Annotated in this window: 11 protein-coding genes; 8 read left to right on the top strand and 3 right to left on the bottom strand. The window is 49.3% G+C overall.

The genetic code is table 11. The annotated features are described in order from the left end of the window. The first annotated feature begins 57 nt into the window (after positions 1–57). Complete coding sequence (locus tag ABEA66_RS08695; protein WP_345587242.1) at positions 58–4,992, top strand: bacterial Ig-like domain-containing protein; 4,935 nt, start codon at positions 58–60, stop codon at positions 4,990–4,992. Positions 4,993–5,151: 159 nt separating this feature from the next. Here ABEA66_RS08695 and ABEA66_RS08690 read toward each other — a convergent pair whose 3' ends face one another. Further along, positions 5,152–5,454 carry a hypothetical protein gene (locus ABEA66_RS08690; RefSeq protein WP_079912095.1) on the bottom strand — a complete coding sequence of 101 codons (303 nt, stop codon included), beginning with the start codon at positions 5,452–5,454 and terminating at the stop codon, positions 5,152–5,154. Between the two features lie 224 nt (positions 5,455–5,678). On the opposite strand from ABEA66_RS08690, the gene ABEA66_RS08685 reads away from it, so the two are divergent. Beyond that, positions 5,679–6,041, top strand: coding sequence for a VOC family protein (locus ABEA66_RS08685; protein WP_345587241.1), 363 nt, complete (start codon positions 5,679–5,681; stop codon positions 6,039–6,041). Positions 6,042–6,109: 68 nt separating this feature from the next. Here ABEA66_RS08685 and ABEA66_RS08680 read toward each other — a convergent pair whose 3' ends face one another. Further along, positions 6,110–8,863 carry a right-handed parallel beta-helix repeat-containing protein gene (locus ABEA66_RS08680; protein ID WP_345587240.1) on the bottom strand — a complete coding sequence of 918 codons (2,754 nt, stop codon included), beginning with the start codon at positions 8,861–8,863 and terminating at the stop codon, positions 6,110–6,112. Positions 8,864–8,918: 55 nt separating this feature from the next. Next, on the bottom strand, positions 8,919–9,773 hold the full coding sequence (locus tag ABEA66_RS08675; RefSeq protein WP_345587239.1) for a fibronectin type III domain-containing protein: 855 nt from the start codon (positions 9,771–9,773) through the stop codon (positions 8,919–8,921). Between the two features lie 319 nt (positions 9,774–10,092). Here ABEA66_RS08675 and ABEA66_RS08670 point away from each other — a divergent pair, with 319 nt between their 5' ends. From ABEA66_RS08670 to ABEA66_RS08645, 6 genes are all read left to right on the top strand, one after another. Further along, positions 10,093–10,854, top strand: coding sequence for a YveK family protein (locus tag ABEA66_RS08670; protein WP_179136097.1), 762 nt, complete (start codon positions 10,093–10,095; stop codon positions 10,852–10,854). Continuing rightward, on the top strand, positions 10,835–11,509 hold the full coding sequence (locus ABEA66_RS08665) for a CpsD/CapB family tyrosine-protein kinase (protein WP_079912100.1): 675 nt from the start codon (positions 10,835–10,837) through the stop codon (positions 11,507–11,509). Before ABEA66_RS08670 ends, ABEA66_RS08665 begins: the two co-directional genes overlap by 20 nt. 65 nt (positions 11,510–11,574) lie before the next feature. Continuing rightward, the gene (locus ABEA66_RS08660; RefSeq protein ID WP_179136098.1) at positions 11,575–12,855 is read left to right on the top strand and encodes an efflux RND transporter periplasmic adaptor subunit; all 1,281 of its coding nucleotides are present in this window, start codon (positions 11,575–11,577) and stop codon (positions 12,853–12,855) included. A gap of 26 nt (positions 12,856–12,881) precedes the next feature. Continuing rightward, positions 12,882–14,591 (top strand): hypothetical protein, encoded by a 1,710-nt coding sequence (locus tag ABEA66_RS08655; RefSeq protein WP_345587238.1) that lies wholly within the window; start codon positions 12,882–12,884, stop codon positions 14,589–14,591. 195 nt (positions 14,592–14,786) lie between these two features. Then, positions 14,787–16,727, top strand: a complete 1,941-nt coding sequence (locus ABEA66_RS08650; RefSeq protein WP_345587237.1) for an asparagine synthase-related protein — start codon at positions 14,787–14,789, stop codon at positions 16,725–16,727. Positions 16,728–16,742: 15 nt separating this feature from the next. Further along, a complete protein-coding gene (locus tag ABEA66_RS08645; RefSeq protein WP_144027929.1) occupies positions 16,743–16,898 on the top strand; it encodes a paeninodin family lasso peptide in 156 nt (51 codons plus the stop codon). Positions 16,899–16,919 lie beyond the last annotated feature (21 nt).

Below are 16,919 nucleotides of genomic sequence, written 5' to 3'. Positions count from 1 at the left end.
ATTCAATTAAAAATGGATCCCCGAGTCCCAACCGGAATCAAGGTTGACGACTCTTCGGTGAAAAAGAATTACTACGTTGGCGACAGCCTCGACTTAACCGGCTTAAAAGTGAAAGCGCTGTACGGAAGCAGCGAGGAAGCTCTCACGGCTAACGATTACATCGTTTCCGGCTTCGACAGCAGCAAAGCGGGAGTAAATCCGATTACGGTTCATTTTAACGGGCAAAAGTATACGATGAACCTAAATATCGCCCCATTAATCGTGGATGCTTTGGATATCAAGTATTTCCCTGCCAAAACGACCTACTACAAAGGAGATGCTTTTGACCCGGCAGGTCTTGTGGTTACGGCAACGTTTAACACAGGGAAAATTGCGGATCTCGGCAGCGATCAATATGCTATTTCGATACCTGGTGCGACCGTCTCCGGTGCAACCTATGTGTTCGATACGCCGGGTACCAAAACGGTTACCGTGGCATCGAAGCAAACGCCGACGACCTCTGCAGCGTTTGACGTCATCGTCAAGGACGCGGATCTCACCGGCCTTGAGATGAAGCAGCCGCCTCAAAAAACAGTCTATTATTTAGGCGATGCTCTGGATTTGGACGGGCTGGTGGTCTATGCCCAATATAGCGATAACTCGTCCATTCGTCTGCTAGGCAGCGAATATTCTGTAAGCGCTTTGGATACGAGCACACCGGGCACTAAGCAGGTGACGATAACCCATAAGGGAAAATCTGCGAATATCACGGTTACAGTCAAACAAAAACAGGTGATTGGCATTGGAATTACCAAATATCCAAAAACGACGTATGCTCTAAATGAGTCATTCGATACTACCGGATTGGAAGTATCCAAGCTGTATGATAACTCGGATAAGGATGTTCTGGCCGGAAGCGATTACACGGTAGACAGCTCCGCCGTAGATACTACGCAAGTCGGCACATACGATGTGATCATTACGCCTGCGGACGCAGCTCTTGCTCCGATCGTGTTTCCTGTTACGGTAAGGGAACCAGCCGAATACCAGTGGAAATCGATTCGTTTCGGTCAATCGACGTCGGCCTCCAACAAAGTAACCGTAAATCCGGATAACAGCGTAAAGCTTGAGGCTCCTCAAGGAAGCGGCAAGGTTACCGGAGACCACGACGGCATCTCGTTCTACTATACCGAGCTGGATGCGACCAAGGATAACTTTGTCCTGTCAGCCGATATTACCGTTCTGGAATATGCCAAGGAACCGTATGACGGCCAAGAATCGTTCGGGATCATGGCGAGGGATGCTATTGGTACGACCAATGATTCCGGGGTATTTGCTTCGAACATAGCAGCTATCGGAGGCTACAGCGGAGGAACGACCAAGCCTAATGGAACTCAGCTGTTTGTAAGAACGGGTGTTCAAACCAAGGAAGGGTTAGGCAGCAAGGGGATTCAGAATATCATGCTAAACAGCGTGAAGCCTTCTGCATCCAATACGCCTTACCGATTGACACTGGCTAAAACGAATAGCGGTTTTACTGGGAAAATCAATAATGGACAGGAATCGATTATTTTTGAACCGGATATTCTGAATGTTCAGGATTCCAAAATGTATGTAGGCTTCTTTACAGCCCGTCTGGCGACGATTGAAGTACGCAATATTCAATTGACCGTATCGGAAGCGGCAACGGATGCTCCTAAGGTTGAGGCTCCCAAGAAGCCAATTACCCCGAGCTTCCAAGTGCTTTCGCTGGATAAAACCGCCGAGACCAATTACGACCTGCTGGTGAAATCCAATGTAAACGGCACGGTAACGGTCAAGCAAGGGCAAACGATGATTGCTCAAGACCGGCCGGTGGAAGCAGGTAAAAATACAGCCATTCGCGCTTCGCTTGCTGCCAACAGCAGCACGAACTTCAGCTTGACCTTCTTGCCGGATGATACGCAGGTGTTGACATCTTACGATAAAATCATCAGCAACTTCACCGTAATTCAAAAATCTTATGTGCCTAACGGAGATATTTACGTTTCTCCGGCCGGATCACCGAACGGCTCCGGCTTGGAAAACAATCCTTTGGATTTGGACACAGCCGTGGCTTATGTAAGAGCGGGGCAAAAAATCATCCTGCTCGACGGCAATTATGTGCGCAGCTCGAAGCTTGAAATTAAAAAATACAATGACGGCACAGAGCAAGCGATGAAGTACCTTGTTGCGGCACCTGGAGCAAAGCCGGTAATCGACTTTAACAAGAAATCTGAAGGCGTTGTACTGAGCGGGAATTACTGGCATGTAAAAGGCATCGACTTTGCCCGGTCCGCAGATAATACGAAAGGATTCACGGTAGGCGGAAACCATAACATAGTGGAGGCCAGCCGATTCTATGAGAACGGGGACACAGGGCTTCAAATCAGCCGTACGGATGACTCCGAGGACAAAGCGCAATGGCCGTCCTACAACCTGATTTTGAACAGCGAGTCGTTCGATAACCGTGACCCGTCCGAGAACAATGCCGACGGTTTTGCCGCCAAATTAACGGTGGGCGAAGGCAATATTTTCAGAGGTTGTATATCCCATAACAATATTGATGACGGATGGGACCTGTATACGAAAGCCGGCTCCGGAGCCATCGGCGCTGTTATCATAGAGGATAGCATTGCCTACAACAACGGCACATTGACGAATGGCGATGTAGGCAAAGGGGATAAAAACGGCTTTAAGCTCGGAGGCGAAGGAATCTACGTACCTCATATCATCCGAAACAGCATCGCTTTTGGAAATGGAGCTTATGGTTTTACAAGCAACAGCAACCCGGGCGTAAGAGCAGAAAATAACATCGGGTTTAACAATGCAAGAGCGAACTTGAACTTCACTTCGTACGCAGGCATTCCTACAGATTTCAAAATTGACGGGTTTATCTCTTATCAAAAGGACTATGTGAACAGCGGGGCAAAAGATAACTATCCGCAGAATTTGATCTCGGATACGAACTACATGTTCGACGGCTCCGTTTCCATGAACAAGTCTGGGGTCAAACTGACAGATGCGAATTTCATAAGCTTGCAGCCGATCGTGCCTTATCAAAGAAATGCGGATGGAAGCATTATTTGGGGAGATTTCCTTACATTTATCGCTCCGACACCAGGAACCGCTCCGGCAGCACCAGCCGACTTGGCGGCAGCAGCAGGAGACACCCAAGTAACACTGTCGTGGGCAACTGTTACAGGCGCAACCTACTACAATGTCTATCGCAGCGCCTCAGAAAACGGAACTTATGCAAAAATCGCAGCAAATGTGACCGACGCCGTGTATACTAACACGGGCCTGGTCAACGGCACAACGTATTACTATAAAGTAACGGCCGGCAATGCGAACGGAGAGAGCGGTTATTCGAATGCAGCTAGCGCTACTCCGACAGCAGCCGTGGTACAACCTCAAGTACCGGCAGCACCCGTCGGCTTGACGGCTGAGGGCGGATATCGTGCGGTGGCACTGAAATGGACGCAGGCAGCGGGAGCATCGAGCTATACGATCTACCAAAGCACGATCAACAACGGGCCTTATACGAAAGTGGCTTCCAATGTAACCGGCGCAACTTATTCCTTCGACGGACTGCTTCCTTTCACGGAATACTTCTACGTCGTCACAGCATCAAATGCTGCAGGGGAAAGCTCCTATTCCGCTCAAGCGAGTGCGAGAACGTATGGCAGCAGCAGCCCGGGAAAAGGCAGCAGCGGCTCAAGCGGTTCTTCGTCAACGGGCGGCAGCGGCAGCAGCACCGGCACGACACAGGACGGCACCAGATTGACAGGCGAAGCTGTTGTGGTGACCGAGAATGGCAAGAAAACAGCCAAATGGGCTGTAGCAGCAGATGCATTGGCCAAAGCATTTGAGGCGTTGAAGGGCAAGGCCGATCAGAGAATTACGATGGAAGTAACCAGCTCGGAGTCCATCGTCAAAGTGGAATTGCCTGCAAGCGTACTGGCAGCCGGGGCACAGGCGGCTCCTAATGCGGTGCTGTCGATCAAAACCGGTCTAGCAGCTTATGATCTGCCGGTCAAAGTGCTCCGCATCGCGGAATTGGCTAAGTCGCTTGGCGCTGCGTCCGACCAGGTTACCATCAGCCTGACGATCGAGAAAGTATCGGGTACGACGGCTGCCCAAATGTCAGCCAAAGCGAAGGAATCGGGAATGACGGTCTTGACCGGTCCTATCGATTTCGTCCTTAAAGCGGAGGGGAACGGCAAGTCCGTTACGGTCACCGACTTCGGCGGCACTTATGTGACAAGATCAATGACTCTCACCCAAACGGCTCCATTCTCCGAATTGACAGCGGTATTGTACAATCCGGACAGCAACGAAGTAAGCTTCGTTCCAGCTGTATTCACTACGGTTAACGGAACGACGGAAGCGGCTGTAAAACGCTCCGGCAACAGCATGTATGCTATTGTGAAGGCATCCAAAACCTTTGCAGATTTACAGGGACACTGGGCGAAGAGCGATACGGAGCTGCTCGCTTCCAAAGGGGTCGTAAACGGGATCTCGGATACGTCTTTTGCACCTGACGCTTCGATTACACGCGCTGAATTCGCGGCGCTGCTCGTACGCGCTGCGGCTCTTCCAACAGAGTCGACTGCCCAATTCTCCGATGTCCAATCGGAATGGTATGCAGGGTATGTGGGAGCGGCATCGAAAGCAGGACTTGTCGAAGGGTTTGAAGACGGCACCTTCCAGCCGAACGCTACCATTACCCGTGAGCAGATGGCGGCCATGATCGTACGCGCGATCAAGCTCATGGGCAAAACAAGCGATTCGAGTATCGGCAACCTCTCAGTATTCGCCGATAGTAAGGATATTTCCAGCTGGGCTAAGGAGGCCGTAGCCGGGGCGGTTCATGCGGGCATTGTCAACGGTGTAACCGACAAAGCCTTCGCTCCTGGCAATAAAGCAACGCGCGCGGAAGCGGCCGTTATGCTCAAGCGCCTTCTTCAATATGTGGAATTTATGAACAAATAAATTTTGATTATCAAACAGGAAAGGGTTATCCTGCCAAGTCTGACGACTTGTACTGGATAACCCTTTTTTGCTCCCCGCACAATAATTGAATGGGCCTGCCTCGAAGACTAAGCCCTGCTTTGTGGGGTTATTTCATCCATACAAGAAGGAGGGCAGCTGCTAATAACAAAACCATTTTCTCCAAATGTCGTCGGATTCGCCTTCAGGACAATCGTCCTTGTGCTTGTCATACCAGTCCTTGAAGTCTTTGTCCTTATCCGTTGCATGCTTCCAATCATCGTCTTTATCTTTTTTGTGGGAGAATAGGGACGAGAAGAATTGCTCCCAGCTTGAATGGCTGGAAAGCTTCTGATTCGTTATGCCGCTCTGATTTTCCGATCCGGTTGAAGCGAAAGCGGTTGTAGGCAGTACGAAGGCGATGGTGAGCAGTGTGATACAAAGGAGCCTCTGGATATGCCGCATAATTGCCAACCCTCCTCTTGTAAATAAAATGTAAAGAAATGTTCGTTATTAAGAATCATACATCAAATGGATTGATTTGAGAACTATCCGTTTTTAAGATGTAGGCCCTGTTGTTGATTTCCTAGAACTAACTGGCAGGAATGAGCGATTGTTAATGTATACATCCGGGATGTAATGAGTTACTATTGGGTAGGTAATATATTCCAACACTACGGGGGCACTTTATGGGAGAATATCTTCAAGCAACACCTATTAAGCCAATTGTTCCTGCTGTATTCGTTTATGTAACAGATGTAAAGAAATCAGTTGAATGGTACTGTAAAGTGCTGGGTTTACCCATGCCCGAAAAAACTAGAGAAGATATTCATATTTTCGATTTAAGTGACAGCCATTGTTCAAATATTTTTTTGAAAAAACGAGATGATGTAAACCCATTATCTGAGCCTATTTTTAGTTTAACTACACCTGATAATGAAGCAACGATACAATTCCTAACCGAGCTTGGAGTTGAAATAGTTAGTAAGAATCAAGATGTTATTAATTTTAAGGACCTTGATGGCAATATACTAATGGCTTGCTCGATTTGAATATATAGACCAACTAATTGGTTGCACTAAATAATAAAAAAGGCGCCGTACTAACGGCAGCCTAAGGGTTAATTGGCGCTTATCGGACCAAAAGTGTTAAATACGGCCTGCAGGCCGATTTCCTTCCATATCAGCGTATTATCGGTGACAGTACCGCCAGTTGCGGTCGGGAAAACCGGAGGAACGGTTCCGGAAGTGCCTGCCGTCACAGCCTCGTATACGTGACCGCCGGCCTGAATTCGGGCCCCCTGTGCAAAGGCTTTCGATGCCGCCCATGCTTGATTGGCCGCATAGCCTTCTGTCGTGCAAATCCAGCCTACGTATCCGCCGGGCTTAGGCGCGGAGTTATAGATGATTTGCCCGAGGACGTATCTGCCTCCGGAAGGGGGCGCACTCATGCGGTTATCAGGCAAGCCGGTATTGATATTGTAATTGTCAATAAATTTTACGGAGGCACTCGCATCGATAGACACATTATTGAACAAGCACTTGGTTATAGTGATCGAATTTTCATTCGTTATCCAGTGTAAGGAGAGAGACGTATTTTCCATGTAACTGCTCATGATAACGGATTTGTTAGTGCGGTCCTGCTTATAAAGAATACTGTTAATGAACGTGCCGTTGGTAAGATAGGCTTCCTCCAGATTGACTTGAACCCCTTGAAACAGCGCGCTGTCGATATTGACTCTGGAATAAGGAGTTAAGGAGCCTAAGGTCACGTCGCCGCCCATGGCTTTCGATCTTACCTTCAGCACTTTCATATTGCTTAAGTCGCTCGCTTGCAGTATACCGCCGCTTTCCAGCAAGGTAAGACCTGTCACGATATTAGGTCTGCCTACATAGTTGTCCGGTGCTTTAATCGATACCGAACCGTTTTTTACTTTAATATTGGTAAGGACAGCCCCGGCGATGAGCGGCATGAACCCGATGTTACCTGTCGTATCGCTCCAATCGGTTTCGACCGTTATATTGGAAATGTAGCATCTGCCGTAATTGTAGCGTGAAAGGTTAAAGCCCGTCACACCGCCGTCCGTTAGTACGACCGGACTTCCGCCCCTTGTCTCGGATACTTGAAAGCTTGTCGCTGTCACATTGACCGTATAGTATACTTTATCCACGCTAATCCCCGCCGGCACCCTGCCGAACCATTGCTCGAAGCAGACCTGGGCCCCGTTGCCCATCCCATGAGGAGCTTTGTAGGTAAACGTTCCCGTCGCAGTATCAATAGCGGATGGGGTTCCCAAATAACCGTAAATGCTTGAGCCATAGAACAATCCGTCTTTGATTTGGCAATTGTCAATCATCGCGCCTTGAACATCCAGCAAATTCAAATTCGCTTTCTGGAACACGGCACCGTTGACCACGTTATTTCCTTTTACGACCAAGGTGCATTGAATGAACGTATTGTTAAGGTATTTGATGTGCCATTGTGTAGGATAGGAGCTGATTCCCCCGATGTTGTAGCCCTCGAACGTATTGTTTTGCAGCGTAATATGGGTTCCGTCGACGTTAACGAAGTGTCCTTTGGCATTATGATGAATGTAGTTATTGTAAATATAGATGCGATAATTGGTCTCGAGCCCGTCCTGGTTTAAATAAATGCTTTTGAAGGGAATGTTGCTTTCCCCGACCATCGATTCCACGTCAATGCCGAACATGGGTGCAGTCCCGTTACGAAAGTCGGTGGTGACTCCATCGTCTGCATAACCGATATGATGAATTGTATTATTGACGACAAACACGTCATTGGGACCGCATAACGATATGCCCTGCCTTCTGCAATGATGAATGTGGCAATCGTGTATATAGATGTGCTGTCCTATCTCTTCCTGGGTATATCGGGAAGGATCCTCGTAGCGGACGCCAATCCCGGTAAATACGCCGTCTCCGGTACAATGGGATATCTCGATGCCGCCGATTTCAATATGATTCGAGCTCACTACGGCAACCCCGTATCCGCCTTCATGAGTATAGTAGGAGCTGTCGACCTTTGCGCGAATTTGCGCAATCTGGGCATCGGTTAGCGGAGACGAGGAAATGTCGATGACAAAGATCATTTTGTTCACTTTATCGATTGTATCGAACCAGCCTCTGCCTGTAGGGGCGGCCGGAGCGAATTCCCCGTTGGTGCGGAAATTCACCAGTGTGTCCTTGGATACGGTATCCTTGTATTGATAAAAGCTGTAATTGCTGGCGGAGATTCCGGCTATGGACCACAGCCTGAAATTGGCGAGCAGCCCGGCATGGGCATACCGGTCGATAACCTCGCTCCGGATAAAGTTAGGGTCGTCGTTCAATGAGCCGTCGGCGTTGACCCCTCCTCTGACAAAGCCGATAGAGAGCTCATATTGGTGCGTGGCTTTATCTCCGACAATTTGTCCGCCCGTTACCTTGGCATGGCTTATTTGCTGCATCTGAATGATGCGGTAGTTGGGGGAGGAGTTCCCCTCCAGCTGCAGCACACAGCCGCTTTTCATTTCGAAATGGATACCGCTAAGCATATTTATGGCAACCCCATTGGTATCAATCACAAGGTTATACGTACCCGCAGGCAGCAGTACGTGATTATACCCGCTGGACTTCGCCCAGATTAAAGCGTCGTTGATTCCTTGTGTCGTAGCGGCGGCATCGGTACCGTCATTGTGAATATTCCATCGGTCCAATTCTATGACGTAGGAATTAGGTGAACCGATTTTGGAGCCCATCTCCGCAAGCAATGTTTTCAAGCTGGTATCGGGATCGACATAGACGGCTTCTGAAACGGTTATTGGATACATATATTCATTCTGGGCATTTTTCAACTTCTTCAACTTCCCATCCATAACTGCACCCCCTCGTTGGATTTGGATTCCTTATCATCAGCAGCAACAGCTGACATTATCCGTTGATCCAAGTACCCCCTTGCAATCGGGCCGTCTGATTGTTCCCGCTCTTGTCAGGAACTGCGGTTCCTGCGAAAGGCTCCGTAAAATCATATAAAGCGGTTACGATATTGCCGGACATGATCTTAACGCTGTATAGGATTCCTTTCATAGGAATGCTCCCAAGCTGGTTGGCGAAAATGACCAAAATCGACTTGCCGGGGGATTTAAGCACGAGCTTCACGGTAATTCGTTGTTGGGAAGGAACGATGGCGGCTTTGTTGGCAGAAGCGGTTTTATCCTCGCCATTGACATAGACCGATTTCCAGGCCGCTTGCAGGTAATCGATCCCCGCGCTGTTCCTTCCAAAGGCGGATTGCGGAATTCCCCGGGTCGCGTCGAGATAGGAGCTAAACCCCATGCTTTTTGGTTCTGCCAAAATATCCATAATGACCGTGTCAAATGAAAGGGTTGGGGTCTGGACATAATCCGTTGTCCCATTCATAGCCAGAGCGAAGGTCAGAACGGGGGTCGCTACGGTTATGCTGCTGCCGCTGCTTATCAGCCCTTCCCGGTCTACCGCTTTCACCGTGAAAGTGTAAGAGGTTTGCTGCTCTAATCCGGCCACAGTATAGGTGGTTGACGTTGTACTCCCCACGTAGTCCGATCCGTTGTATACTCTATATTCGGTTATATGATCCGAGGAGCTTGCAGTCCACGATAGTGTCGTTTGCATGGCTTGTACGTCAGAGGCTGTCAAGTTCGATACATTATCCGGAGGTACTGTATTAATGACACGGACGGGTTCCAGACTGGACCAGTCATCATAATAAACAATCGTATCCTTAAGATTGCTGTCTGAATCTGCCACTATACTCACCCCTTTATAATCTTTTATTTATACTATGTTTTCATAGTTCGAATGGTGAATTGTGAATAGAGCCTCAGAGCGTATTCTAAAGAGAACAAAAGTAGTGCAAGCTGGGTTCCTGTCTGCCTGACGAAAGATGTAAAGAAATTTTTATTTAGATTCTGTGAAATTTGATACAAAACGGAGCGAATGGCTGAAAATACGCAGTTGACACGATACAAAAAGTGTCATAAAGTATTGACTATAGGCAATGATACAAATAGTATCATTGGAACTTAGGGTGCCATGGCAAGCAACTATTTTTCGCTGGGGGAGAATTATGGAAATCAATTTAAGAGAGTATTTTCTGATCATAAAGAGGCGGATCTGGATGATTGCCCTATTTGTACTTCTGTGTACCGCACTCACGGCCGTCTATAGCAACCTGAATTATCAGCCGATGTATACGGCTTCCACCAAGCTGATAGTTAACAAGACCAGCGAAAAGGATCAAATGGGAAGAGAGCAGATAGACTTTGGGGCGATCGGTGTAAACATCGGACTGATCAATACATATAAGGAAATCATCAAAACCCCCGCCATCATGGATAAGGTCGTTCAACGTTATCCCGATCTGAACCTCACTGCCGAACAACTCATTGCCATGACCAATGTGGCCGGCTTGCACGACACGCAGGTCATGACCATCGTTACAACCAATGCCTCCTATGAGAAAGCCGTCAAAATAGTCAACGCAGTCTCCGAGGTGTTTCAATCGGAAATCCCCAAGATTATGAAGGTCGATAACATTACGATTTTGAATAGAGCCAAGATGCAGGACTACCCGGTTCCCGTTAATAAAAAGTCGAATCAATATATCGTACTGAGCTTTGCCGCTTCTCTCGTTGTGGCTATCGGTATTGCGCTGTTGCTGGATGCAATGGACGACACGGTCAAAACAGAAGAAGATGTGCGCCAGCTGCTTGCAGCATCCACCTTGGCGTTCGTCCCCGTAATGAAGGGAGCGGACGTTCAGACCAGCTCGGGAAGAAAGACAAGAAGGAAAGTAGGAGAGATGCAGCATGTCAATACCATCCGCTAAACCGGAACTGATTATGGAGAACAACCCTGCTTCCCTGGCTTCGGAATCCTATCGCGCCCTAAGATTTAATATGGAAGCATTCGTTATGGACCAAGGGATACAAACAGTATCACTGACCTCGGCAGGAAGAGGAGAAGGGAAGACGACGACAGCCGTCAATGCAGCCATCGCTTACGCCAAGATTGAGAAAAAAGTGCTGCTCATAGATGGGGATTTGCGCAATCCTTCGCTTCACCGCCTATTCGGCGGAGACAACAGCAAAGGCTTGAGCGGCTATCTGATGAATCCGGAGATCCATGCCATAGATGATTACATTATGGAAACCTCCATCCGCAATCTCTCTGTCATTCCTTCCGGGCCCATTCCCAATTATCCTGCGGAGCTGCTGGCTTCCCAAGCCATGAAGCAGCTTCTCGAAGAGATGAAGTGCCGGTTCGATATGATTTTCATCGACAGCTCCTCCGTATTGTCGTTAACCGATGCCAAAATTGTGGCTGCCCAGTGTGACGGCGTGCTGCTGGTGGCTGAACACGGCAAGCTAAAAAAACAAGCGGCCAAAAAGGTGAAGGAGGAGCTTGAGCTAGCCAAGGCACGGCTGTTGGGGGTTGTTTTCAATAAAATTCATCCCAAGAACTCTGAGCTGCTTCTATATTAATGGAATCCAAAAAAGAAGTGCCGATAGATAGATCATTGTTCCGAGAAGAGAGGGTAAGAACGACGATGAGAAGAAAACGGTTAGGACCGCATCGCCGAAACGTAAGAACGATCTGCATTTTGGCGTTGAGCTTTGTCATTATTGCGGGCTGCTCGGAGACGATACCGATAAGCTCGGATGGAAATGCCGCTGCCGTTCAGGCGCAGGGGCTGAAGAGCGTCAAGGTATCCAAGGTCACCAAGCAAAAAATCGGCGAGCCGATGGTTCATGCCGCCGACGTGCAGTCCTCTGTCCAATTCGACATTACCGCCAAAGCGGCAGGAGATATTGAGGCTATTTTAAAAGCCCGCGGCGATGTCGTTCAGGAGGGCGATGTTATCGTCCGCTTAAACTCCACCGAAGCCAAGTTCGAGAAAGAGAAGGCGGCCTTCGCCGTTCAGACGATCCAGGACGCTATCGCCAAGGCGAAGGAGAGAGCAAGAAAAGAGATGGAGAATCAGAAGCGGGAGCTTAACGACTCCATCAAGAAGCAGGAGCAGGCGCTGAATGATTTGACCCGCAATTATAATAAGACAAAAAATGACTACGAGGTCGGGCTGGCGAACAAAACGCAGGTTTATCAGATGGAGGTTCAGCTGAGAAACAGCCGGACCGATCTGGAGATGCTTAAGGAAAAGCTCGCCCGGTTGGAGCCTGTCGATGCAACCTCGGAGCTGGAGACACAGCTGAAAAACGCGCAAATGGCGCAGCTGCAGGTCGAGCAGTCGCTGACTTATCTGGAAGTGAAATCCCCGGTCAGCGGCATATTAACCGAGCTTCCTTTTGAGGTGGGCATGAGTATTTCGGCCGGAACCAAGCTGGGGCTGGTTCAGAAGCTGGACCCGATCAAGCTTAAAGCGCAGCTGTCGGAAGCAGAGTGGAAATATGCCGACGGCAAGACGGAGATGGCCTACTACTTGCAGGGAGAAGCGCCGAAATCCAAGGCCAAGATCAGCTTCCTGTCCAAGGTAGCAAGTCCGGAGACCAAGGCCTATGAGATCAATCTGGATGTCCCTAATAAAGACATGGCTCTAAAGCCGGGGATGAAGGTATGGCTTCAACTGACGGATGAGAAGGATCAAATCGTCCTGGGTGTTCCCACGTATAGCGTAATTAAGGATGGGCAGGATTCTTACGTTTATGTCCTATCCGGTGATATTGTCGAGAAGCGCCCGGTTCAGCTGGGCCGGCTCAACGACACGACTCAGGAGATTCTCTCCGGCGTGAAGGAAGGGGAGCTGGTCGTAGTAACTAACCCTGGCCAACTAAAGGATAAGGAACGGGTGCAGTACACCGTCGCAGAATAGCAAAAATACAATTGGAGTGAACCGTATTGAGAACAAAATGGAAACAGACGTTACTAATGGTCATTACCCTATTCTCCTTGCTCCTTCCCTCCGCATCGTATTTGGCCATAGCGGAAGAGGGGCTGCCGATAACGAAGGAATATTCGCTTAATTCATCAGTCAAGGCAGCTGTGAAAAGTATTCTTAATGAGCAGGTGGCGGAAGGGACCCGAATCGGGGCGGTTGTCCGCCTGACGAATGACGGGAGCCGATTAACCCGGGTGCCTGATTATGATGTCAGAGTCAAAACGGAGGACGGCGTGCTCTATACGCTGCGTCCCAGTGCCGATAATGTGATTGCCATTCAGCCGAAGGAAACGGTAGAACTCAGCTATATGATCGTTATTGACCGTGAGGATGCATTCTCGCTGGCCGAGATTTCTTGGGTTGACGTAGATGAGTTCGTGTCCCCGAGATCGGAGCAAACGATCGTGTCTATCCCTATCTCTTCTATAGAATGGAGAGGGGACACTGCCGTCTTCTCCGACTCGCTCGCCAAGCGGCCTTGGGAGGAAAGCTTTACGGTCCCGGTTCTATCTACCTCGCTGGAGTATAAGCCGGTTAACCTGAGCGAGCAAAATACACCTCAAGGGCCTAGAACGATCCTCGGGCTGCTGGCGACGAACCATAGCGATAAGAAAAAAGCGATACCGGACTTTCGCATCAACGGAAAATCCGATAAGAAGGTGTTCGCAGGTGTAAGGCTGGAGAAAGATCCGATCATGCTCGGTCCCGGGGAGCAGCAGTATATCCACTACGCTATTCCCGCCGGGAAGAAGGATGAGCTGTCCGGATTGACAGTGTTGACGCCGGAAAGCTTTGCCACCGATGACAAAACCAAAATCGAATACGCCATAGGCCAGTTCGATCTCTCTTTGCCGAATGAAGCTGAAGCCAACGCGGGGGATCAGCCCAAGATCTATGTATGGAACAGTCCGATTGAGTTTGATCCGCTGAATCGTGTCATTCAGCCTGAAATTTCGGTTTCCATGACATCCCTCCAAATGAATGAAAGCGTCGGAGGGGGCTTTAAAGCGGCGGTGGCCAAATTCAAGCTGACCAATCGCAGTGACCGGCCTATGCCTGTCCCTAAGTTCCAGGCTCAGCTGATGGGAGTCGATGGGACGAAGTATACGGGTACCCGCCAGAATGCCGTTGTGGAGACTCTGACTCCGAATGTCAGCTATGTCATGTACTATTCTTTTGTGCTGCCAAGCACTGAGAAGGGCGATCAGCTTGTCATGGAGATTTTGGACAGTGAAACCGTGGCCCCGTACAGCATTCCGATTGCAACCTTCAAGACCATGGTGAAGCCGGAAAAGTCGGAGGATGCCTCTCTCTCGTTCTATCCGTTCCAAATAAAGATTAACAGCTGGAAGGCCGAGGTGTTCTATGGCGCTGCCCGGGAAAGCTTCCCGTATTCCTATAAGCTGAGCATCGATATGGAGGTCAATCTTCAGGAGCAGGTTGTGGTCGATCAAAGCTTCCCGAAAATGAAGGTTGAGCTTGTCGATGACAAAGGGAAGGTGATTGGCTCCAAGACGCTTTCATTTAACGGGGAAAATCATGTGGGGACAGGAACGCAAACGATGAACATGGATTCGGTTCTTTACGAATTTTCCAATTCCCTTCGTATTTATGAGACCGTCGATACGCCGTATGGCCAAGCGGAACGATTAATTGCAACGCTGCAATAAAACTGTTGACACAATAATCGCAAGATGCTATTCTGAGATTGTTCTTAATAAAGAACAAAAACTGATCGTTATAGATAACAAAAGCAGCATACATTCCGCATTTTCTTGCGGAATCACTTTCTTTAGCAATTAATATTCGTTATTAAGAACAAAAATGATTATTATCACAAAGCGTTACGGAGGAAAGAGGAAAGCATGAGTGCCATAACAGGAATTTATCAGTTCGAGCAGGCACCGGTACCTGCGGAAGATGGGCGGACATTGATGTCCGGACTTCAGCACTTTCCTTCGGACGCTGTCCATACCTGGTCAAGCGGGCACATATTTCTCGGATGCCATGCGCAGCATATTACGCCGGAATCCCTTCGGGAGCGGCTGCCCTATTATGATTCGGAGCGGCAGCTGGTCATAACTGCTGATGCCATCATCGACAACCGTCTCGCGCTATTCAACGCATTGCAGATTGATCACGGCAGGAGAGCCGAGATAACGGACAGCGAATTGATCCTGCTTGCTTATGCCAAATGGGCAGAAGAGGCGCCGCAGTATTTGGCGGGTGATTTTGCCTTCATGATCTGGGATGCGGGAAAGCAGCGGCTGTTCGGGGCGAGAGACTTCTCCGGCGGGCGGACATTGTATTACTACCAGGATCATCTGCGCTTCGCTTTCTGTACGCTTATCCAACCCCTCTTATCCTTGCCACACACCAGGAAGACACTCAATGAGCAGTGGTTAGCCGAATACCTGGCCATCATAGGGATGGCCGATGTGGTAGATGCTTCATCTACGGTTTACAAGGACATCGCCCAAGTGCCGCCTGCCCACAGCATCTCCATCGAAGGGAATCAAGTGACGCTGAAGCGATACTGTACTTTATCCGTGAAAGAGCGCTTAAAGCTGAAGTCCGATGACGACTATGTAGAGGCCTTTCAAGAGGTTTTCCGGGAGGCCGTCGCATCCAGACTGCGCACGAACCGGCAGGTTGGGGCTCAGTTAAGCGGGGGCCTGGATTCGGGGTCCATTGCCGGCTTCGCCGTTCAGGAACTGCGTAAGAGCGGCAAACCGCTGCATACCTTCAGCTACATTCCTCCGGGGAGTTTCGAGGATTTCACGCCGGATTATATTTTGACGGATGAACGGCCCTTCATCCAATCCATCGTGCAGCATGTCGGAGGGATTAACGCTGCGTACCACGATTTTGACGGAAGCGATCCTTATACGGAAATCGACAGCTTCCTGAGCTCGATGGAAATGCCGTACAAATTTTTTGAGAATTCCTTCTGGTTGAAGGGGATGTTCGAGAAGGCGCAGGAACAGAATGTGGGAGTGCTGCTAAACGGCGGCAGAGGCAATTTGAGCATTTCCTGGGGATCGGCGATGGATTATTACGGGGTCTTGCTGAAACGACTGCAATGGATCCGGCTGGCTCAAGAGCTGCACCTTTACAGCAAAAATGTGGGAGGGGCCCGCCTGCGCAGGCTGCCTGCCGTGGCCCGGACTGCTTTTCCTATCATGGACCGTTTATTTCCAACGGCCGAGTCTTACAACTACCCCATGCTGATCAATCCGGACTTTGCCCGCAAAACCGACGTGTTCAATAAGCTGAAGCAGCATGGCATGGACCACTCCGGATGGTTTGCCTCCCCTAATATATTCGAACAAAGGAAAAGCCACTTCGAGGAGCTGTTTCACTGGAATGCAAGCAATACGCTGGCTACCAAGCTGTCACTGCGATACTCGGTATGGAAGAGGGACCCTACCAATGATCTTCGGGTCATTCAGTTCTGCCTCTCTCTCCCGGAAGGCCAGTACGTGCAGAACGGCCTGGACAGAGCGCTGATCCGAAGAGCGACGAAGAACTTGCTGCCGGATAACGTAAGACTGAACCAGACCCTGCGGGGAGTCCAAGGGGCGGATTGGGTTCATCGCATCCTTCCGCACCATTCCTCACTCATCAGGGAGCTGGACGAAATGAGCAGGGATAGCGCGATATCGGAGCTTCTGAACGGCTCTTTGATCAGGAAGGGCATAGACAAGGTGAAAGCCGGTTTGCGTCCTGAAGACGCCACGAATGCCGAGCTGAAGTTTTTGATGCGCGGGCTGATTGTGTACCGGTTTCTTAAACAATGGACTTGAGAGGAGGTGAGAAAGATGAAAAAAACATGGCAAAAGCCTGTGCTTGAAGTGCTTGACGTGAACCAAACTATGGCCTCCACGGTTTATGGTGATTTCACTGACGAAGCTTATGTACCAGGAAAACCTGTTGATCCGAACAATCCTAGCACCTGGAAACGTTTCAACAGCTAATAGGCATTCAAGTATGTTTTA

The sequence above is a fragment of the Paenibacillus vulneris genome (genome assembly GCF_039543185.1).
In the GTDB taxonomy this organism is placed as follows: Bacteria; Bacillota; Bacilli; order Paenibacillales; family NBRC-103111; genus Paenibacillus_S; species Paenibacillus_S vulneris.
Note: the sequence above shows the minus strand (reverse complement) of the source record. Positions and strands in the feature narration are given on the sequence as shown.

What these genes read in the sequence shown, in the direction of transcription:
- ABEA66_RS08690 (WP_079912095.1), bottom strand. Translation starts at nt 5,454, where the DNA reads ATGCGGCATATCCAGAGGCTCCTTTGTATCACACTGCTCACCATCGCC.
- ABEA66_RS08685 (WP_345587241.1), top strand. Translation starts at nt 5,679, where the DNA reads ATGGGAGAATATCTTCAAGCAACACCTATTAAGCCAATTGTTCCTGCT.
- ABEA66_RS08680 (WP_345587240.1), bottom strand. Translation starts at nt 8,863, where the DNA reads ATGGATGGGAAGTTGAAGAAGTTGAAAAATGCCCAGAATGAATATATG.
- ABEA66_RS08670 (WP_179136097.1), top strand. Translation starts at nt 10,093, where the DNA reads ATGGAAATCAATTTAAGAGAGTATTTTCTGATCATAAAGAGGCGGATC.
- ABEA66_RS08665 (WP_079912100.1), top strand. Translation starts at nt 10,835, where the DNA reads ATGTCAATACCATCCGCTAAACCGGAACTGATTATGGAGAACAACCCT.
- ABEA66_RS08660 (WP_179136098.1), top strand. Translation starts at nt 11,575, where the DNA reads ATGAGAAGAAAACGGTTAGGACCGCATCGCCGAAACGTAAGAACGATC.
- ABEA66_RS08650 (WP_345587237.1), top strand. Translation starts at nt 14,787, where the DNA reads ATGAGTGCCATAACAGGAATTTATCAGTTCGAGCAGGCACCGGTACCT.
- ABEA66_RS08645 (WP_144027929.1), top strand. Translation starts at nt 16,743, where the DNA reads ATGAAAAAAACATGGCAAAAGCCTGTGCTTGAAGTGCTTGACGTGAAC.